We start from the raw sequence: 20239 nt of genomic DNA, 5'->3' as shown, positions 1-20239 counted from the left end.
TACAGTAAAAACTTGCAGCTAAGGAGCGGACTTTGACCGACTACGTACTAGGCGATCGCGGCACCGTGCACATCATTACTGATGATTTCTATGATGCCGAAATTCTTCAGGTATTTGAAGAACTCCAAATTGATCGTGAACGTGTTTGGAACGGTGAAGCCCGTCTAGTGCCCGAACCGGATAACCCCTATCAGCCCCACACCATCGCTGTGTATGTAGATGACCTCAAAGTCGGCCGCTTCTCTGAAAAAGACGCTGACAGCTACTGGGCCCCCATCACCCGCGTGGTGGCATCGGGTTATGAAGCTGTAGCTCACCTGCAACTGACCGCTGTGCTACGCAGGCTGAATGGAGATAGCTTTATTGAAAGTGCCGGCACCCTATCTCTAAGCGCACCAGGTTCCCTCTTCCCCCTTAATCAAGCACCAACTCAGGCAGCTCTTTTGCCCCAGGGCTCCTCCATCAAAGTACTGGACGAGAAAAACCACTCAGAATACCTGCACGGCATTCTGCCTGGCTCAGGTGAGGGCCGTGTGATCCTATCCCTAGAGAACAATCCCATCAAACACAGCGATGGTCGGCTAACAGAGTGCGTTGAAGTTTTCCATGACCGCAAAATGGTAGGACGCCTTTCAACCCAAATCTCTGAGCAACTCGCCCCTGTCATTCGTTATGCCTATGATCACGATAAGCTAACCAGCGCGTGGGGTACGATTCGCGGTAATGCCTTTGAACTTTCGCTGACTGTTCAGGCTGTGCGCCCCAGTGAAATCAGTGACGAGTGGTTTGAGCACCTGCCCAACAACGTCCCAGAGCTCCTGCCTTTGGCGGATAACTATGATGTTCCAGATGCCTACGTGGCAACCGACGGTGAACTTCACAGAGCCAGCACAACTAAGAAGAAGAGAGGCTTCATTGGCTCACGGCCTGCCTCTGAAACCGGTAATGTTCAGGATTCCCCGGACCAGGATTCCACTACTCCAGGTGCCCCGCTAGGTTTACAGCGCATTGCTGTGCTCTTAGGCGTTATAGGCGGCATTGTGTTGGTAATTGGTCTGGTCCTCATTTTCTACAAACCAATGCTCGGGATCCTCGGAGTAGTTTTGGGCGCCTCAGTTGCTTTCCTTGCTCTCTTCTTTGGTAGGGAGAACTCCTATGATGAAGAGGCAGTGTCTGAAGACCCCCTTGAACACTAGATGGACCATTAGATTGGCCTAAACATCACTCTCATCCCAACCAATAAAGCTGTGGCGGTCCTCCCTTGAGGGAGGACCGCCACAGCTTTTTAGCAGCTTTACTGTTGAATCGCTAGAGGCTCGCGGGCTTAGTCAGCACCGTAGCTTGAGATGTAGCTACCCATAGTGTTGGTGCGCAGTGCGTTCGATAAAGCGCCGGTAGCTTGACCATCGAGTACCACGATTGACTGACCATCAGCAGACCAACCAGAGCCAGAATTAGGCAGGGTCATAGAAACTAACTGGGTATTACCGTTGCTGAGAACAGGTTGAGCAATGTCCACAATCTGACCGGCAGATAAACCTGAATCCACTGTCATGTAGGGAGAAATGGATTCAATGACCGGTAAAAGCTTGGAAGCCGAGGACAGCGCACCCTCGGAGCGCATCTGGTTATAGACTCCGCGCAGGAAGGCACGCTGGTTACGCACTCGCTGGTAGTCACCGTCCGAGAAGTTATAGCGTTCGCGAACAAAGGCCAGAGCCTCTCCACCGGTCATCTTATTGGGGCCCTGGGTAAAACTGTAACCTGGTGTTGATGCGGTAAAAGCTAGCGGAACATCGACGGTCACACCACCGAGAGTATCTACCAAGGCTTTAAATCCTTGGAAATCAATCTCAGCTACGTGGTCCATCTTGATTCCTAGTAGCTGCTCAAGAGTAGCTACCTGCAGGGAAACCCCACCGTAGTTGAGGCCAGCATTAACCTTTGCTGAACCGTAGCCGGGGATGTTGACCCAGGTGTCTCGCATGATGGAGATAAGGTAGGCAGCAGAGCCATCCTCAGGAATGTGCAAAACCATGATGGTATCTGCGCGTGCACCTGAGACCTGTGCAGCTTCAGCACCGGAACGCTGATCAGATCCGAGGAGCAGGATATCAGTAGAGCCGGTCTCTACGGGTTGGCTGGTTGCTACGCCACCTTCAAGCGCGTCGGGAATACCGTTACCGTTGGCATCTCCTTCGCTGGCATTGGTATCTGCCAAATCTGAGCCGTCAGCATTAGTAATTTCCGCGTTAGCTCCGCTCTTGACGAGATCACGCAGGGCAGCATCGTCGCTAATTGATAGGGCTGATCGGAATTCTTCAAGATCAACACCCTCTAAAGAAGTACCCGGAATGGTTTCTCCGTTGGTTGCAATTGAAGGTGAGAGAGCTTCACCCTCAAACTTCTCGGTACCATTGATGGCCCTAACCACTGTAAAAATGTAAACGCCTACTGCTAGCAGTAGCGCAAGAAGTAAAATAAGCAGAACGAGCAGAATTTTATTGCGTTTTTTCTTAGGTTTTACCTCGACCGCACCAACAGACACGGCACCTCCTGGGATATGCAAGCGAAATACGCGCATCTGTAGCAGAGCTGATGCGCTGTGAATTGAACCTAATTCTACTGTTTTTAGATACAAACACACCCCGCCAGCGATAAGAAATCGCGTTGCGGGGTGTGATGTTCAGCCTGAACTGCTGAAGAAAACTTATGCCTTCTTGCCGAAGTTAGCGAAGCGAGCATTGAAGCGCTCAACGCGGCCGGCGGCGTCCATGATGCGCTGCTTACCGGTGTAGAAGGGGTGTGAAGCTGATGAGATTTCAACTTCAACGAGGGGGTATTCGTTGCCGTCTTCCCACTTCTCGGTCTTCTGTGAAGTCATGGTTGACTTGGTGAGGAAGCTTTCGCCTGATGCGAGGTCGCGGAACAGAACGTAGTTGTAATCCGGGTGGATATCCTTCTGCATTTCTTACCTTTTCCTGCCCTGGATTTTGCCAGTGCATTTTTTGTAGCTACCGGGGCTGGTGCCTACCGGTGGTTGCGGTTTAACAACCGAGGGTCAACTCTACCACGGCTGTGAGAGCCTGTAAGCGGTCGTGAGACGGTGCTTGGTCACTTTCTAACTGGGTCAGCCTCAGGACGCAGTTGGGCGGGTTTCCCAGAAAGCTACAGCACTAGCTGCAGCAACGTTCAGGGAGTCGACGCCGTGGCCCATGGGAATCATGACAGTGTATTGGGTAGCTGCAAGTGTTGTTGGTGAAAGCCCATGCCCTTCAGTGCCTAGAATCAGGGCCAGTTTCTCGTCTTTTCTAGCCGAAAGTTCCGAGAGCGTTAAAGAGTCAGCTTCTAGGGCTAGGGCAGCCGTGGTAAAGCCGGCGCGGTGAAGGATATCCAGATCAGCTGGCCAGTTCTCAAGGCGCGCCCAGGGGACCTGAAAGACCGTTCCCATGGACACACGGATGGCACGGCGGTATAGAGGGTCAGCGCACCTGGGCGTAACCAGAATGAGGTCTACGTTAAGAGCAGCTGCTGACCTGATAATGGCACCGACATTGGTGTGGTCAACGATATCTTCAAGAATGGCGATGCGACGGGCATCCTTGACGAGCTCTTGAAGGTCTGCAGGTTCTGGGCGTGCCATCGCGGCCAGCGCTCCGCGGTGCAGGGCGTATCCAGTGGTGTTTTCAAGTTCTTGGTCAGTGCCGATATAAGCCGGGGTATCGGGGTAGTGAGCGAGAACGTCGTGCAGGTCGTCCGCCCATTTTTCGCTCATGATAAAGGCGATTGGTTGGTGACCTGCTGCCAGTGAACGGCGGATGACTTTTGAGGATTCTGCGATGTAGATGCCCCACTGGGGTTCCTGCTGGGCACGGAGTTTAACGTCCGTAAGGTCGTTAAAATATCGGCTGTGGTGCTGCGGCGCACTGGTGAGGAGCTGAGTATTGGGAAGGGTTTGGACGCGGGCGCTACGGTCTGCCAGGTCTTGGGCGCTGAGCTGTTTGGGTTTCATGAAGGCTTTCGGCACTGGGTATGAGTAGGCCCCGGTGATTGGTACCGGGGCTACTGGAGTAGTGGGGTGAAATTAGCGGGCGAAGGCGCTGAATCTGCCGTTACTGTGGGTGGTGAGGTCGAGGTCTAGCCCATAGGTGGCGGAGACATTTTCAGTAGTGATGGTCTCTTCGATAGGACCGTCTGCCACTACTTTGCCGTCGCGTAGAAGAAGAGCGTGAGTAAAGCCAGCGGGGATTTCTTCGAGGTGGTGGGTGACTAGGATCGTGGCGGGAGCCGCTGGATCCACGGCAAGGTTGGTCAGGCGGCCAACTAGGTCTTCGCGTCCTGCGATATCCATACCCGCACCAGGTTCATCGAGGATGAGCATTTCGGGGTCGGTCATGAGGGCTCGGGCGATCAGGGCTCGTTTCTTTTCGCCTTCTGAGAGGGAGCCGAAAGTACGATCAGCCAGGTGGCCAATACCCCAATCGTCAAGGAGAGCCCTAGCCTGGTGATCGTCGAAGGAATCGTATTGTTCGTTCCAGCGCCCCGCGACACCGTAGGCTGCGGTGATAACCACGTTGAGCACGGTTTCTTTGATAGGAATTTGAGCGGCGACGGGGGCCGATGAGATGCCGATACGGGGGCGTAGTTCGAAGACGTCGACGGCTCCGAGGATTTCATCCAAGATATCGACCTCGCCAGCGGTCGGGTGCAGGCGGGCGGCTGCGATGGAGAGCAGGGTAGTTTTTCCTGCACCGTTGGGGCCTAGTACCACCCAACGTTGACCGTCTTGGACGGTCCAGTTAATGGTGTCGAGAATATTTTTGTTCCCTCTGCTGACGGTGACCCGGTTGAGTTTTAGTACTGATGCCATGTTGGCTATTTTAGTCTTTTTTGTTCTGGGGTGGGTAGTTAGTGTCGCTGATGGTTTTTTAGCGTGGTGGAATTGGTCAGTGTGCTGGGTGGTGGGGTGCTGCACAGTAATATGGGGGTATGTCTACTTCTTTTAATATCGTTGCAATTTCCCGTGCTGATGCTCCCGTGCTGGCTAGTGAGGAGCAGATTTTTGAGACTCTTAGCGCTGTTCCCGGTTTGGAGATTTCAGCTGGTCTGCTGATGGAGGTTCCAGAATCCTCCGTGGAGGGTGAGGTTCATGGTCCCTCTTACCGCGTGTATTCCGCTGCTGCTGAGTACTCTCAGGGCACGTTGGAGGACGCCCGCGGCTCGGTGGGGCTACTGAACCCTGCAGATACTTTGGGATTTGATGTCAACATCGTTCCCGATCATCTGGCTGAGGATGAGAAAAAGTTGCTCATCATGGATGTCGATTCAACCCTCATACAGGCTGAGGTCATTGATGAGCTTGCCCTGCTGGCTGGATCTGGTGAGCAGGTGACTGATGTGACAGCACGTGCGATGGCTGGTGAACTGGATTTTGAAACCTCCCTCCGCGAGCGCGTTGCTACCCTTGAGGGCTTGGATGAGTCTGCGTTGACCGGTGTTGCTTCTTCGGTGTTGTTTTCAGCTGGTGCGCGAAAGCTTGTTGAGGTCTTTTTGAAGGCTGGGCACGAGGTGTGTGTGGTTTCGGGTGGTTTTGTGCAGGTGCTCTCGCCCATCGCTGGCAAGCTGAATCTGTCTAAGGCTCGTGCTAACCTTCTGGAGGTCGCAGAGGGGCGTCTGACGGGCAGGGTTACCGGGGAGGTCGTGACTGCTGAGATTAAGCGTGATTCTTTGAAGGAGTGGGCTAAGGAGTTCGATGTGAAGAAGCAGCAGGTTATCGCTGTGGGTGATGGTGCGAATGACATTTTGATGCTGAACGAAGCGGAACTGGGTATTGCTTTTAATGCGAAGCCGGCTCTCGCTGAGGTTGCTGATGCTCAGATTAACCTGATGCGTTTGGACGCTGTCCGCCACTTTGCGGGGATCTAGTTAGATTCCTTATTGGTACATTAACCAGAGGACGCCGCCCCGTAAGGGGCGGCGTCCTTTTGTATTCAGCTCGATGGTTGGGTGGGGCTACTTGGTGAAGCCGCCAGCGCCGCCTACGAGTTCGACGTGGCCGGTTTCTACATCAGCGGTAACCATCTTGGCTACCTCGGCTGCGAACTCGGCAACGGTGTAGAGCTTGCCGGCTTCTTCGCGGCGTGCCTCAATAGCACCGGGGTGCAGGCGGTTGAGCAGAGCAGCGGTCACAGTGCCTTCAATCATGTCAGCGGACACTACCACCAGGGAGATGTCTTTCTCTGCGAGCGCAGGGACCTCTGCTAGTAGGGCGTCTTCGCCGGCACGCTTGGACTCTGCGACGGGGGTGTATTCGGCCATGGTGGGTACTTCGCGGATGAAGTGTGCCTGGTGGCTGGTGACGAAGACGATGCGCCCGCCGGGGTTCATCTTGTTTGCGGCTAGGCGGGCTAGGCGCAATTGGGAGTCGCGGTTGAGGGTCATGGCATAGTCTTCGGGCATGCCGGACTCCATGCCTCCGGAAGCGTTGAGAATCAGGTAGTCGAGGCTGCCGAAGTTTTCGATAGCGGCATCAACGAGGGTTTGGGCGTCCTCTGCCTGGGTGACATCAGCGCCTACTGCAACGGCCTTGCCGCCGGCTTCTTCAATGCCTGCTACAACCTTGTTGGCGCGGGGCGCTTTGGATCGGTAGTTAACGACCACGTTAGCGCCTTCACCGGCAAGCAGTGCAGCTGTATCGGCGCCGACTCCGCGTGAAGAGCCGGTGATGATGATGGTTTTGTTGGTCAGTGTCATGGTTGGTCCTTGCTGGTGGGTTGGGTGCTGGGTGGTTAGTGGCCCATACCTAGGCCACCGTCGACGGGATGGAAGGAGCAGGTGCGAGCGCGCGAGCACTTAGAAGCGACTGGAATTGATTCCCGTCGTTTTAGTGGCCCATACCTAGGCCACCGTCGACGGGAATCACGGCGCCGCTAATGTAGCCCGCGCCTTCGCTGGCGAGGAAGAGGGCGACGTCTGCGATTTCTTTGGGTTCGGCGAAGCGGCGGGCGGGGATGGCGTCGGTGTACTGCTTCTTGAGCTCATCTGTGAGGGCGTCGGTCATGTCGGTTTTGATGAAGCCGGGTGCAATGACGTTGGCGGTGATGTTGCGTGAGCCCAGTTCGCGGGTGATGGAGCGCGCCATGCCGACGAGGCCCGCCTTTGAGGCTGAGTAGTTGACCTGGCCGGGGTTGCCGTAGAGGCCTGAGACGGAGGAGATGAAGATGATGCGGCCGCGCTTGTTCTTGAGCATGCCCTTGGTGGCGCGCTGGGCGACGCGGAAGGCTCCGGTGAGGTTGGTGTCGATGACGCTGGTGAAGTCGTCTTCGCTCATGCGCATGAGTAGGGTGTCTTTAGTGATGCCGGCGTTGGCGATGACGATTCCGATGGGGCCGAATTCTGTTTCTACTTCTTTGAAGGCTGCGTCGATGGAGGCTGCGTCGGTGACGTCAGCTTTGACGGCGAAGAAGTCTTTGGGGGTGTCGCCGGAGCGGTAGGTGATGGCTACGTTGTAGCCGGCGTTTTTGAATTCGGTGGCAATGGCTTTGCCGATGCCGCGGTTGCCGCCGGTGACGAGGACGGTCTGGTTTTCTGTCATGGGTTCACCTTCACGTGTGGGGGTGGGTTTTCTGGGTCTATCTTACGCCGCCTGACATGGGTGCGTGTCATTGGGTCAGGGGGCGCGTGTTATTTGCACTGCTCTGTTTAGATTGGTGGTTGGCTAGGGATGGGGTGATAGGTGGGTCTAGACTGGTGTTGTTAGATAAAAAGGGCTGTGCAAGGGGTGGGGGTTGTGGCTCAGAAGTACTGGACGGCTGATGACTTAACGGCTGCCGGTTATACCGGTGGGCGTGATGAGGTTTATTCCATTACCGATGCTTCGGCACCTCAGTCAGAGGGTGTCGATGCCCGTGCTAAGAGCTATGCCTTCAAAATGTTTCTGCGTATTATCTGTATCATCGCCGCCGTGTGGGTGGGTGAAGGCATATGGCAGTGGGTCTTCCTTGCGGGTGCTGCGATTATCCCTTGGCTGGCCGTAGTAGTGGCCAATGGGGACACCCGGCAGCAGGGCTACGGTTTTTCCGCTTTTCTGCCGGAGGATCAGCGTCTTGCTATCGAGGCTGCCCAGACCGATCGAGCAGCACATACCGAGGGGCAAGCCGGTCACACAAACGCGGGTAGTGAAGATGGCCCAGAGGCTCATACGGTGAACCACGAGAGCTCTGTGCCTGAAAATAATGTGATCATCATTGAGGGTGAAATTGTAGATCCAGACGCAAACCAACAAGCTCAGTAACAGGCACAGAAGAAAGTCAGCGGTAAAAGTTATGGATCTTCTAGGTTCTCTTGCTGGAGGGCAACCCCAGCAGTCACATGCGACCGACAGCGGCGATTTCCTCAAGTGTTCCCGAAAAGGGTGCACCGCTGAGGCGGGTTACCGGCTTCTATGGAACAACCCCAAAATACATAGTCCTGAGCGGCGCAAGGTCTGGCTGGCGTGCCCAGAGCATACTGGCTATCTGCGGGACTTCCTGCATGCGCGCGGTTTTTGGAAGTCCACCGAGCCCCTAGGGCCAGCTGATTCATAGAATCTAACCCAGGCGTCCCTGCTCAGCCTGCACGGTCATCGCGCAAAGGGTACAGTTGATGTAGTTTGTAGCTTAGGTTGGCAAGTGAGGTTTTGTGAAAAAATACGGGTTTTTACTCTCTGGTAAATGGATGAGCCTTTTTGCGCTCACCATTCTTGCTGCGCTCCTTTGCCTCTACCTCGCTAACTGGCAGATGAGCCGTAAGCACGAACTGGACTTCTCTAACTCCCGCATCAGCACCAACTACTATGCTGATCCACTGAATTTCGCCGAGAACCCCGATCTTTTTGCTCAACCTCACCCCGATTTGCGCTGGCACCCGGTTGAACTTCACGGCACCTACCTGCCCGAGCACCAGCTACTAGTGCGCAATCGCCCCTACAACGGTCTAAACGGCTACGAAGTGCTTGTTCCCTTTGTTACTGACCAGGGAAAGACGGTGCTGGTGAACCGCGGTTGGATGGAGGCCGCCTTCGGGGACGCCTCATCTACCGCCTATGACGTTCCTGCTCCCCCAGCCGGGCAGGTAACTGTCATCGTGCGTCTGGTGGAAGGCGAAATTGATAATGGGGTCAGCGGAATCACCGGCCAGGTCTCTTCTATCGATTTACCAGAAATCGCTGAAATCACTGGCACTGACCTGGACACCGTCAACTACGGAATTATGGGCTCTGAAGACCCGGAGGTACCGACACCTGTCATCCAAGATAAGCCCGAGGAAGATTACGGACCCAATCTTTCGTACTCGGTGCAGTGGTACTGCTTTGCGGTCATGTTCTTCATCGCCTATTTCTGGTCGGCCCGTCAAAAGGTGCGCAACGATGAGCTGGACGCCCAGGTAGCTGCCGAGCTTGAAGCCTATTACGCGCAGTTTTACGACGCTGAGGGTCGGTACATTGGTGATGAAGACGAAGAAATAGTGCGCAGGCGCATGGAGTTTGTGGATGATATGCCAGCACATATGAAATCTATCGTTCGCCCGCGCCCGGCGCGTAAGAGCAACAAAATGACCGATGAAGAGGCAGAGGACGCTATCATCGACGGCTACCTCTAGGCCGCTTAACGCTAGCCAGTCAACCCCAGCGCTGAGAGCATAGAAGAGCCCCCGCACCTCAAAAGGTGCGGGGGCTCTTTTACACGAAGTTCTTTTGAACCTAAGCCTGCTCTAGTAATGCCAGCAAAAGCTGCAAGGATGTGCTGTAAAGCCAACAGAAAGGAGACACCCATGGGTGGGAGTTCCTCGAGTTGGCAGGGCATTTCGGTTGTAGTTTCAGCAGGGGTCGAAGATTCTGACCCTTGGGTATGTTGGTTCAACGGTTGACTTTCGATATGAAATTAATAGAAAAGGTCGCCCTTGGGTGTGCTGGGCGGCAAAGCACTGTTATATACCACTCCCACTACTCTCTCTCTGGGCGAACAAAGGGCTGGTTTCTTTGGGATTTTTTGGACGTAGATAATCCGCTCACCATCAGTTTTAGAACATATATTCGATAATGTGTTAAGGTTGTGCTTTCAAACCGCCACAGAAGGGCCAGATCGCCATGATGGGTTACTCCCACTCCGTTAGCGCTGCCGCCACCTGGCTAGCGCTGAATGAAAGCGGGCTCATTCACATTCAAGACACACCCACCCTCATCGTCACTACTCTAGTAGCAGCCGGCGCTGGCATGCTGCCTGATATTGACCACCACAGTGGCACCATCGCCCACTCCATTCCACCCGTTAGCCAGTGGGTAGCCCGGCTAGTCTCATCCATATCAGGTGGACACCGTAAAGGCACCCATTCTCTACTTGGACTGGCCGTTTTCTGGTACCTAGCCTATGGCGCTAATCAGCTTCTCTATCAGGGTATTCCATTACTGGCCCTAGCCCTCACTGGATTAGCAGGCGGTCTGGCCCTGAGAGTATTCAAAGCACCGGGCGGCTGGCTGGGTGCCATTAGCCTATCGGGAGCTACACTCTACCTGGATGCTCTAGCCTACATGCCCTGGGCAATCCTGGCAGGTGCCACCGCGCACATCCTAGGGGACGCTCTCACGGTGCGGGGCATCAACCCTTTTTGGCCACTCACGGTAAAACCTGCCGTTGCTAGCATGCTCTGGCGAAAAAGTGGCTATATGGCTCTACCCCTGCTGGGCGAAGCAGGCAGCGGCCGAGAAAATCTTCTGACCAGCATCCTGACGCTATATATTGGAGCCTATACCCTGGCAGAGTTGGGAATTCTTAGCACATATCCCTTGGAAGGTGCGAGAGCCCTCCTGAGCATCTAGCCCCAGGGTCAAGAATCCAGAGCTTAAAAAGAAGGTGAACCCCGCACAGATGCGGGGTTCACCTTTATAGAAATCGTTGAAGATGAGAGGCAGGGGTTTTTAGCCCTCGGTCCAAAAAACGTCGACCTCTACGCCGTCTTCAGCGATTTCGGGGTAACGTACGTCGTGTGATTCCAGCATTGAATCATCCCTTTCAAGTAGCGGCCAACAACGATGTTGACCTATTTAAACCGTGACGACCTGTTTGTCACGACCTTCTTGATTGGCAACTGAACCATTGGCTCATCTGCTGGTTACAACTCTACGCAGGGTGCCTCAGGGGTTCCACCCCTTTTCTCTTGTTATCAAACTGTGACCTTTGTTTGGAGCCGCAAAACCCACAGAACGCAATACTAATTATTATTTAACGTGACGGGGCAAACAAAGAGCGCCTGTAAGAAACGGACATACAAGAATTTTGGTACGGACCAAGATTAGATTTAAAGAGACCCGCAAACACGGGGCATGCGGGCCTCTGCCCTCACTACTATGGGGCAGGTAACTTATCGGCTTAGGCCAGGGAGATGAGGTCATGATATTCCTTACTCCACAGGTCCTCGACCGCATCTGGCAAAAGCAGTACGCGTTCAGGGTTCAGAGCTTCTACAGCACCTTCATCGTGGCTCACCATCACAATGGCACCCTGGTAGTTCTTCAGTGCATTAAGAATTTCCTCGCGGGAGGCTGGGTCAAGGTTGTTCGTCGGCTCATCCAACAAGAGAACGTTAGCGGATGAGGCCACCAGGGTTGCTAGTGACAAGCGGGTCTTTTCTCCACCGGAGAGCACGCCAGCTGGCTTATCAACGTCATCTCCGGAGAACAAGAAGGAACCTAGAACAGTGCGAACCTTGGTGTCATCAAGATCTGGAGCAGCAGTCTTCATATTTTCATAGACGGTGCGGTTGCCATCCAGAATCTCGTGTTCCTGAGCGAAGTAGCCAACCTTGGCTCCGTGGCCGTAAACAACCTCACCGGTATCGGGCTTGGTGGTTTTGGCGAGCATGCGCAATAACGTGGTCTTACCGGCGCCGTTGAAACCCAGCACCACCACACGCGAACCGCGGTCAATAGCCAGATCGACATCGGTAAAGATTTCTAGTGAACCGTAGGACTTAGACAGCCCTTCAGCCGACAGCGGGGTTTTGCCGCAGGGTGCGGGGTCAGGGAAACGGATAGCAGCAACCTTATCCACCTGACGCTCATCCTCAAGGCCGCGCATCATCTTCTCTGCTCGTTTAATCATCTGCTGGGCAGCAACAGCCTTGGTCGCCTTGGCGCGCATCTTATTAGCCTGCTCCATGAGTGCTGAGGCCTTTTTCTGGGCGTTGGCGCGCTCACGCTTGCGCCGGGCTTCGTCCTGCTCGCGCTGTAGTAGATAGGTCTTCCACCCCATGTTGTAAATATCAATGACGCAGCGGTTAGCATCCAGGTAGAAGACCTTGTTCACTACCAGTTCCATCAGTTCAACGTCGTGGCTAATGACCAGAATGCCACCCGAGTAGTTTTTGAGGAAGTCTCGCAACCAGACCACTGAATCAGCATCTAAGTGGTTGGTCGGTTCATCCAGCAACATGGTATCTGCATTGGCAAAGAGAATGCGGGCTAGCTCAACACGGCGACGCTGGCCGCCAGATAGCGTTGAGAGAGGCTGGTTGAGCACGCGCTCAGGAAGGTCAAGATTGGCGGTAATTGTTGCAGCTTCTGACTCAGCTGCATAGCCGCCACCGCTGATGAATTCAGCTTCTAGGCGGTCATAGCGGCGCATCCCCTTGGCATGAACGGCCGGGTCTTCACTAGCCATCATTTCCTGTGTCTCACGCATCTTCCGCGCTACACCGTCAAGGCCGCGGGCAGAGAAAATGCGGTCCCTGGCCAGCTGGGTCATATCATCGACTTTAGGGTCCTGGGGCAGATAGCCGATAGTGCCACCGCGGGTCACCGAACCGTCAGCCGGCAGGGTTAGACCAGCCAGAACCTTTGTCATAGTTGTTTTACCCGCACCGTTACGCCCCACCAGGCCCACCTTGTCACCTTTATCGATACGGAAGGTGACGTCTTCCATCAGCAGGCGGGCGCCAGCACGAAGTTCTAGATTTGTAACGGTGAGCAAGGTCATCCTTTGGTTAGGTGTAATGCGCGCACCGGGCTGTGCGCCAACTTTCCATTCTAGGGGTTCAAGGCTAGTGCGTCAGCGCCCAGCACCGGCGTGGTTACTCACATCCACCAGCTACAGACCTCATGCCCGATAGCACCAGCACCTGTCAACGCTTTGAACACTGTTCAAAAAAAGGTTTATAGTAGTGCACATGACAACAGCCCACCACCGCACCAGTACCACGAATCTCGGACGCGACCTAGCTCTAATCGCAGTCTTTGCCGCCTTCATAGCGGTCTGCGCCCTTCTGCCCGCCGTGCCAGTAGGCCCTGCCGCGGTTCCCATTACCTTGCAAACCCTAGCCATCTACACCACCGCCCTCATCCTGGGCGGTAAACGTGCAGCTTTCGCCGTAATCCTCTACCTCGTAGCGGGCCTGCTAGGATTACCTATCTTTGCGCGCGGCGGCGCAGGCTTTGGCACCATTGCCAGCCCCTCATTTGGCTATCTGCTGGGATTTGTCCCCGGCGCCTTTATCACAGGCTACCTCTCCCATCTGGCTCTGCGCCTGTACGGTAACAAAAAGTCTCAATTCATCCACCAGCTAGGAGCAGTCCTGGCAGGTTTCGCGGTCATCCAGATTTTCGGTATCGCGGGCATGATGATTAACGCAAACCTCTCACTCCAAGCAGCAGCGCTAGCGGCCACCGTCTACATTCCCGGCGATCTCATTAAATGCGCCCTTGCTATTGTGGTCGCTCTAGCAGTACACCGCGCTTTCCCAGCTCTCTCACGTTAGGTTAACCCACGTGTTCTTTCGCCGTAACGAGGCCAAAACACCGTCCGTAGAATTTTCTATGGACGGTGTTTTAGCAACCCGTAACGCCACCGTCACCGTTGAGACAGGCACTGAGCAGCGCACCATCTTGCACGATATAACGGTGAGTCTTTCTTCCCCCACCACCGCGGTATTGGGTCTCAACGGATCCGGCAAATCCACCTTCTTGAGGCTATTCAACGGGTTGAGCGAGCTGAGTTCTGGCGGGGTGACAGTGCATGGTGTTGATGTCTACACCAATATTAGGGCAGTGCGCCAGCACGTAGGTTTGCTCTTTTCAGACCCGCAGGCGCAGCTAATTATGCCCACCGCTGCCGAAGATGTTGAACTCTCCCTGCAGCACATCAAAGACAGAGACGCCCGCCGGGCAGCTGCTCTGGACGCCCTGCGAGCGCGGGGTCTTGAACATAGGGCTACTGATTCGGTGTTCAGCCTGTCAGGTGGAGAAAAACAGCTGGCCGCCCTAACCTCGGTGTTGGCGGTTGAGCCTCGCGTCCTGCTACTTGATGAACCGACAACCCTCTTGGATTTGCGCAATAGATTAAGGTTATCAGCCCTGCTGAAGGATCTGCCTCAGCAGTTAGTAATATCGACTCATGATCTGGAGCTAGCAGCCCGGTGTGAGGAGGCTTTGGTAATTCACGGGGGGCGTTTGCTCGTGCAGGGGCCTGCAGGGCAGGTCATTGATGCCTACAAGGGCTGGTGCGCGGGTGGGTTCCCTGAGCCTTGGCAGCCCCGTGTGTTAGAGGTTTCAGATACGGATGGCCAGGTCGATGAATGAAACTGACCAATCATCTATTTGGCACTTATACCCCTCTAGATAGCCCCCTCCACCGGCTAGCCCTGAAGTATAAGGGCGCTTTTATCTTTCTTTTGGCTCTGTTACTTGCTGCAACACAGCACTGGGGTGTTGGTTTGGGTGCCCTGCTCCTGGTGATAGCGCTGGGGTTTTGCGCTCGCATTCCGGTCTCTCACTGGTGGCAGGCAGTGCGTTCACTCTGGCTTCTTCTAGCAATCCTGACGGCCTACTATCTCTTTTCAGGCAAAGTAGAAACTGGCGCTGACGTTCTGCTGACACTGTTGACCATGATTTTTGCCTCCAAAATTTTGCTCTGGAGCACCCCTATGCCGGTCATCACTGACGGTTTTATCTGGCTCTGCACCCCCTTGCGGTGGGTGGGTGGCAGCCCGGAGACCGTTGGCTTAGCCTTAGCACTCATGGTTCGATCCATCCCCGTCATCATGGACCTGTGGAATGCACTGACGGTGGCAGTTATTGCACGGGGTGTGCGGGTCAGTTCATTCAGGCTCTTCACTCCCCTGGTCATTGCAACAGTTGCTTACGGCCATGAAACCGGCGATGCTCTAGCTGCAAGAGGTCTGGACCGTCCCGGTCGCTAGGACTATTTCACCCCACCATCTGCTAGCACCGTGCTACTTAGGTGATGCGGAAAACTTTTGCTCGTGTCGAGCAGAGCGTAAGGGTCTGACTTCAATATGCTGTACCTATGATGGCTTTCAAAGAAAATTCACAGCTTAATACTGACCGGGTACGCCGCAGCGGTGGCGGGGGTAGCACCGGTATGAAGGTGGGCGGCGGCTTGGGCGGCATGCTACTTGTCTTAGCCGTAGGCGTGTTCTTCGGCCAGGATGGTCTCAACATGCTCAACCAGGTCACCGGCGGTAGCTCTTTTGATTATTCGAATGTGAGCACCGATTCTGAGGACCAGCTCCAGAATGAATGCAAGACCGGTGAGGATGCTAACAACATCACCGACTGCAACATGGTGGGTACCGCTAACTCTCTGGATTACTTCTGGCAAGATGCTCTGCCTGCAGCTACCGGGACTGCCTACGCACCACCGGTGCTCCAGCTCTTTAGCGGTGGAGTTAATACCGGCTGCGGTGGCGCGTCTAGCGCTGTTGGCCCCTTCTACTGCCCCGTAGATCAGACTGCGTATGTGGATACCAGCTTTTTTGAGACCATGAAGACCCAGTTGGGCGCAACCGGCGGTCAGGCAGCCGAGCAGTACGTGCTGGCCCACGAGTTCGGTCACCATATTCAAAACCAGCTGGGCGATTTGAAGTACTCTCAGTATGACCCCAAGGGTGCTGACTCGGGTGCAGTACGTGTTGAGCTCCAGGCAGATTGCTACGCAGGTCTTTGGGCCCGTGAAGCGCAGAACGACACCGAATCTCCCGTTCAGCTGGAACCTCTCACTGAAAGTGAACTGGAAACCATTATCAACGCCACCGAGGTGATTGGCGATGACCACATCCAGATGACCAGTCAGGGCCACACCGACAGCTCTACCTACACCCACGGCACCAGTGCTCAGCGCACCGCCTGGTACATGGCAGGTTATAACTCGGGTGATATGGCTCAGTGCAATACTTTTGAGGCCAAGGATTTGAACAACCCGGGCGCCTAGAACCTTCTAGCTCATAGCCAAGGACGCCGAGGTACAGCTTAGATTGTTGAGCTGCACCCCGACGTCCTTTTGCTTCTCTTATCCCTCCTAATGCCACAACGTGGCAGAGAGAACAGTGCAGAAGTGAAAGATACCTGCCCAAGGTCATCTTTTGCAGGAATAATAGAAGAGATTTAAAAATACTTAGCTGTCTCTCGCAGCATTCAAGGGCGGGTCAAGAGCACTCAGTATCTACCTGTTGAAACGGACACCATGAAATTTCATCATTTTATTCATCGGCGGGAGTGGACGCTCGCGCTACTCGCTGTGCTGATGATTGTTGCCCAGGTTTATCTTGACCTGCGGGTTCCTGAGTATATGGAACACATTACCGTCACCATCTCTACCCCGGGCAGCCAACTGGCTGATGTCATGGAGCACGGCTGGCTCATGCTGGCTGCCGCAGCGGGGTCTATGGTGGCGGCCATTATTACGGGTTTCTGCACAGCCTTGTTTGGAACTACCGTAGCCCGCCGCATGCGTGCCGGTGTTTTTGATAAGACTTTTGATATGTCCTCGGCAGAGGTCAACTGCATTGGCACTGACAGCCTCATTACTCGCTCCACCAATGATGTTACTCAGGTTCAGATGTTCATCGTCATGGGTCTGCAAATGAGCGTGAAAGCTCCGATTATGGCGGTCTGGGCAAGCTCAAAAATCGCTAGTGAATCGGTCACCTGGACCATTCCCACCGCCGTGGCTGTTGGCCTCACTCTGCTGGTCTTGGGCATCGCCATGGCACTGGCTATCCCCCGCATGATGCGCATGCAGAAAATTACCGATGGGCTCAACCGGGTCACCCGCGATCACCTGACGGGTCTGCGCGTCATCCGTGCCTACCTGACCCAGAGCTTCCACCGGAAGCGGTTTGAAGCAGTCAACATGGACCTGCGCAACACCACTCTGTTCGTCAACACCACCATGGCCTTTATCATGCCCATGCTGACCGCGATTATGACTGGTCTTTCTCTTTCCATCTATGTGCTGGGCGCTGTGCTCATCAATGACACTCCCGATGTTAACCAGCGCATCACCCTCTTTGGGCAGTTGGTGGTTTTCTCAACCTATGCCCTGCTAGTGGTCACCAGTTTCATGATGATGACCGTCGTCTTCATCATGGGGCCAAGGGCGCTCGTTGCCTGGCGCCGTATTAGGGAGGTTCTGCGCATCGAGCCCTCTATTACCAGTGGTTCAGTCACCTCGGGCAGCGCCACCGCTGGCACGGTGGAGTTCCGTAACGTGAGCTTCCGATACCCAAGTGCTGATGGGGACGCTCTCCACGAGCTCAGCTTCATGGCCTCCCCCGGCGAAACCGTCGCTCTCATTGGTTCAACAGGTTCTGGCAAGTCTTCAGTGGTGAACCTCATTCCCCGCTTCTACGATGTTCGTGAGGGTGCAGTTCTGGTGGACGGCGTGGACGTGCGCGAGTGGAATCTCGAAGAACTGCGCAACCGCATTGCCTACGTCCCCCAGAAAAACACACTTTTCTCTGGCTCTATCGCCTCCAACATCGCGCTGGGCGAGAACGGGCGGGCCATGAGCACCCAGGACGTGGTCAGTGCAGCTACCGCAGCAGCAGTGGCTGAATTTGTGGGCGGCAAAGAAGACGGTTACGCCTCGGTGGTGGCCCAAAACGGTAAGAACTTCTCGGGCGGTCAGAAACAGCGCATCTCCATGGCACGGGCTCTTGCACGTGGGGGAGAAATCCTCATCTTTGATGACTCTTTCTCAGCACTGGACTACAAAACCGAGCGAGATATCCGCCAAGCCCTCAAGACAGCAGCAGCCGGTGCCACAGTGCTGGTGGTAGCCCAGCGCATTGGTACCGTGCGCGATGCTGACCGGATCTTAGTATTGGATAAGGGGCGGATCGTAGGCAATGGCACCCATGAGACCCTTATGGCTACCAACGAGGTCTATCAGGATATCGCCCGCTCCCAGCTCTCTGATGAGGAACTCGCATCATGACCCAGCAAACACCAGCAGCTCAGTCCTTTTCTGAGCAAGATCTAGAAACTGCCGCTCGGGGCATGTCCGCGGCGGGACAGCTACGCGATAGCCAGCTAACCAGCGATAAGGGAATGATGCGCGGTGGGCACGGCGGGCCACCTGGTGCCCCTGCCGTATCAGCCCCTAACGCTCCCTTCAAACAAACCATCGGCAAGCTCCTTGCCTACCTGCGTCCAGTTTTGCCGGCCATGGTTCTTGCGATTATCGCGGCAATCATTGGGGTAATCCTCAATATCATCGCTCCTCAGTTCCTTGCCGACATCACCGATGAAATCCAGCAGGGCTTCATGGGCGATATCGATATGGCAGCCGTAAGCCGGCTCATGTGGATTTCCATCGCTCTTTTAGTCTGCTCGCTACTCCTCAGCTTGGTGGAAGGCGTCATTATGGCGCGCTCTACCGTGTGGGTCTCTCAGAACATGCGCTCTGATCTAGACCGCAAAATCGATGCGCTCCCCCTTTCCTACCTCGATCAGGGATCAACCGGTGACACGCTCTCTCGCGTCACCAACGACGTTGATACCCTGCAACAGACTCTCAACAACTCACTGGCCACCACCATTACCGGTGTAGTTACTCTGGTGGGCTCAACGGTCATGATGTTTGTGACTGACTGGCGTATGGCGCTGGCTGCTATCCTGGCTTCTCTGCTGGGTATCGCGGCTTCCGGCTTTGTGCTCAGCAAGAGCCAGAAGTACTTTGTGGCGCAACAGCAGTTGTTAGGGCGCCTCAACGGCCATATTGAAGAAAGCCTCTCGGGGCACAGCATCATCCGCGCCTATAACGGCGAGCGCGGGGTGCGCCAGGAGTTCGCATCACGCAACGGACAGCTCTACGCGGTGGCATGGAAGTCCATGTTCTTCTCGGGTCTCATGTTCCCGCTGATGAGCTTCATCGGCAACCTCGGCTACGTGGTGGTCTGTGTGGTCGGTGCAATGCTGGTTCTTAACAACACCATTACCTTCGGTGTGATTGTTGCTTTCATTGTCTACGTCCGTCTGTTCACCAATCCCCTCGGTCAGCTAGCGCAGTCGGCGACCAGTTTGCAGTCTGCGGCTGCTGCTGGCGGTCGTGTCTTTGACTTCTTGGAGGCTGAGGAATTAGCCGACGAATCACATAAGGCACTAATTCTCGATCCGGATGTCCGCGGCGCTGTTGACTTTGAGAATGTGAAGTTCAGCTATGAGCCGGGTAAGGAAATCATTCACGGTTTTACCGCCTCCGTTGAGCCAGGGCAGAAAGTTGCCATTGTGGGGCCAACCGGTGCCGGTAAAACGACCCTGGTGAATCTTTTGATGCGCTTCTATGAGGTGGACTCAGGTGAGATTCGCATCGACGGGGTACCCGTTTCTTCGATGACCCGAGAGCAGGTGGATGGCATCTTCGCTATGGTGCTTCAGGATACCTGGATGTTTGAAGGCACCTTGCGCGAAAACGTGCTCTATGGAACCGGTGAGGTTTCCCCAGAGCGCTTGGATGCTGTGATGAAGTCCGTGGGCCTGGACGAGCTGGTAAGCCAGTTACACGATGGTTACGACACGGTACTCACTGATTCAACTGCCTTATCTGCCGGGCAGAAGCAGCTGGTCACCATTGCCCGCGCCATGATTGCTGATAAGCCCCTGCTCATTTTGGATGAGGCCACCAGCTCGGTGGATACTCGCACCGAGTTGCTGATCCAGCGCTCGCTAGGTCAGCTGGCCCACGGCAAAACTTCCTTTGTGATTGCCCACCGTCTTTCTACCATTCGTGATGCTGATGTTATCTTCGCGATGAAGGACGGGGATATCGTCGAGTCCGGCTCTCACGCTGAGCTGTTAGAACGCGGCGGGTTCTATGCAGAGCTCTACACCAGCCAGTTCGCACAGTAGAGCATTCGCGGAAATCTTAGAAGCGGCACTGAGTACAACGTACCTGGTGCCGCTTCTACT

Annotated in this window: 18 protein-coding genes; 11 read left to right on the top strand and 7 right to left on the bottom strand. The window is 54.9% G+C overall.

Going from position 1 to position 20239, the window contains the following annotated elements:
- Positions 1–32: 32 nt before the first annotated feature.
- Positions 33–1196: a hypothetical protein gene (locus tag M3668_RS06440; protein WP_251380001.1), complete on the top strand. Its 1164-nt coding sequence runs from the start codon at positions 33–35 to the stop codon at positions 1194–1196.
- 128 nt (positions 1197–1324) lie between these two features.
- Here the strand turns inward: M3668_RS06440 and M3668_RS06435 are convergent, their stop codons facing one another.
- The 4 genes from M3668_RS06435 to M3668_RS06420 all read right to left on the bottom strand — a co-directional run bounded on the left by M3668_RS06435 (position 1325) and on the right by M3668_RS06420 (position 4870).
- Positions 1325–2548, bottom strand: a complete 1224-nt coding sequence (locus M3668_RS06435) for an LCP family protein (RefSeq protein ID WP_251380000.1) — start codon at positions 2546–2548, stop codon at positions 1325–1327.
- A 162-nt stretch (positions 2549–2710) separates the two neighbouring features.
- On the bottom strand, positions 2711–2968 hold the full coding sequence (locus tag M3668_RS06430) for a type B 50S ribosomal protein L31 (protein ID WP_237202714.1): 258 nt from the start codon (positions 2966–2968) through the stop codon (positions 2711–2713).
- Between the two features lie 168 nt (positions 2969–3136).
- On the bottom strand, positions 3137–4012 hold the full coding sequence (locus tag M3668_RS06425; protein WP_251379999.1) for a TrmH family RNA methyltransferase: 876 nt from the start codon (positions 4010–4012) through the stop codon (positions 3137–3139).
- A gap of 72 nt (positions 4013–4084) precedes the next feature.
- Complete coding sequence (locus M3668_RS06420; protein WP_251379998.1) at positions 4085–4870, bottom strand: ABC transporter ATP-binding protein; 786 nt, start codon at positions 4868–4870, stop codon at positions 4085–4087.
- Positions 4871–4989: 119 nt separating this feature from the next.
- Here M3668_RS06420 and serB point away from each other — a divergent pair, with 119 nt between their 5' ends.
- Positions 4990–5925 carry a phosphoserine phosphatase SerB gene (gene serB, locus M3668_RS06415; RefSeq protein WP_251379997.1) on the top strand — a complete coding sequence of 312 codons (936 nt, stop codon included), beginning with the start codon at positions 4990–4992 and terminating at the stop codon, positions 5923–5925.
- An 87-nt stretch (positions 5926–6012) separates the two neighbouring features.
- Here serB and M3668_RS06410 read toward each other — a convergent pair whose 3' ends face one another.
- Both M3668_RS06410 and fabG read right to left on the bottom strand, forming a co-directional pair.
- The gene (locus tag M3668_RS06410) at positions 6013–6753 is read right to left on the bottom strand and encodes an SDR family oxidoreductase (protein ID WP_251379996.1); all 741 of its coding nucleotides are present in this window, start codon (positions 6751–6753) and stop codon (positions 6013–6015) included.
- Between the two features lie 130 nt (positions 6754–6883).
- A complete protein-coding gene (gene fabG, locus M3668_RS06405) occupies positions 6884–7594 on the bottom strand; it encodes a 3-oxoacyl-[acyl-carrier-protein] reductase (protein ID WP_251379995.1) in 711 nt (236 codons plus the stop codon).
- A 195-nt stretch (positions 7595–7789) separates the two neighbouring features.
- On the opposite strand from fabG, the gene M3668_RS06400 reads away from it, so the two are divergent.
- The 3 genes from M3668_RS06400 (at position 7790) to M3668_RS06385 (ending at position 10855) form a co-directional block, all read left to right on the top strand.
- Positions 7790–8293: a DUF3099 domain-containing protein gene (locus M3668_RS06400; protein WP_251379994.1), complete on the top strand. Its 504-nt coding sequence runs from the start codon at positions 7790–7792 to the stop codon at positions 8291–8293.
- 386 nt (positions 8294–8679) lie between these two features.
- Complete coding sequence (locus tag M3668_RS06390) at positions 8680–9639, top strand: SURF1 family cytochrome oxidase biogenesis protein (RefSeq protein ID WP_502948955.1); 960 nt, start codon at positions 8680–8682, stop codon at positions 9637–9639.
- A 487-nt stretch (positions 9640–10126) separates the two neighbouring features.
- A complete protein-coding gene (locus M3668_RS06385; protein ID WP_251379991.1) occupies positions 10127–10855 on the top strand; it encodes a metal-dependent hydrolase in 729 nt (242 codons plus the stop codon).
- A gap of 550 nt (positions 10856–11405) precedes the next feature.
- Here M3668_RS06385 and abc-f read toward each other — a convergent pair.
- Positions 11406–13004, bottom strand: coding sequence for a ribosomal protection-like ABC-F family protein (gene abc-f / locus M3668_RS06380; RefSeq protein ID WP_251379990.1), 1599 nt, complete (start codon positions 13002–13004; stop codon positions 11406–11408).
- A 196-nt stretch (positions 13005–13200) separates the two neighbouring features.
- Between abc-f and M3668_RS06375 the strand changes: the two genes are divergently transcribed.
- The 6 genes from M3668_RS06375 to M3668_RS06350 all read left to right on the top strand — a co-directional run bounded on the left by M3668_RS06375 (position 13201) and on the right by M3668_RS06350 (position 20179).
- Positions 13201–13788: a biotin transporter BioY gene (locus tag M3668_RS06375; RefSeq protein ID WP_251379989.1), complete on the top strand. Its 588-nt coding sequence runs from the start codon at positions 13201–13203 to the stop codon at positions 13786–13788.
- Between the two features lie 10 nt (positions 13789–13798).
- The gene (locus M3668_RS06370) at positions 13799–14608 is read left to right on the top strand and encodes an energy-coupling factor ABC transporter ATP-binding protein (RefSeq protein ID WP_251379988.1); all 810 of its coding nucleotides are present in this window, start codon (positions 13799–13801) and stop codon (positions 14606–14608) included.
- A complete protein-coding gene (locus M3668_RS06365; RefSeq protein ID WP_251379987.1) occupies positions 14605–15228 on the top strand; it encodes an energy-coupling factor transporter transmembrane component T family protein in 624 nt (207 codons plus the stop codon). The genes M3668_RS06370 and M3668_RS06365 overlap by 4 nt, the downstream gene beginning before the upstream one ends.
- Before the next feature lie 107 nt (positions 15229–15335).
- Positions 15336–16259, top strand: coding sequence for a KPN_02809 family neutral zinc metallopeptidase (gene ypfJ / locus M3668_RS06360; RefSeq protein ID WP_251379986.1), 924 nt, complete (start codon positions 15336–15338; stop codon positions 16257–16259).
- 252 nt (positions 16260–16511) lie between these two features.
- The gene (locus M3668_RS06355; protein ID WP_251379985.1) at positions 16512–18266 is read left to right on the top strand and encodes an ABC transporter ATP-binding protein; all 1755 of its coding nucleotides are present in this window, start codon (positions 16512–16514) and stop codon (positions 18264–18266) included.
- A complete protein-coding gene (locus tag M3668_RS06350; protein ID WP_251379984.1) occupies positions 18263–20179 on the top strand; it encodes an ABC transporter ATP-binding protein in 1917 nt (638 codons plus the stop codon). The genes M3668_RS06355 and M3668_RS06350 overlap by 4 nt, the downstream gene beginning before the upstream one ends.
- Positions 20180–20239: the final 60 nt, after the last annotated feature.

Origin of the sequence: Rothia sp. P100, assembly GCF_023712425.1 — a bacterium.
Lineage (GTDB): Bacteria > Actinomycetota > Actinomycetes > Actinomycetales > Micrococcaceae > Rothia > Rothia endophytica.
Note: the sequence above shows the minus strand (reverse complement) of the source record. Positions and strands in the feature narration are given on the sequence as shown.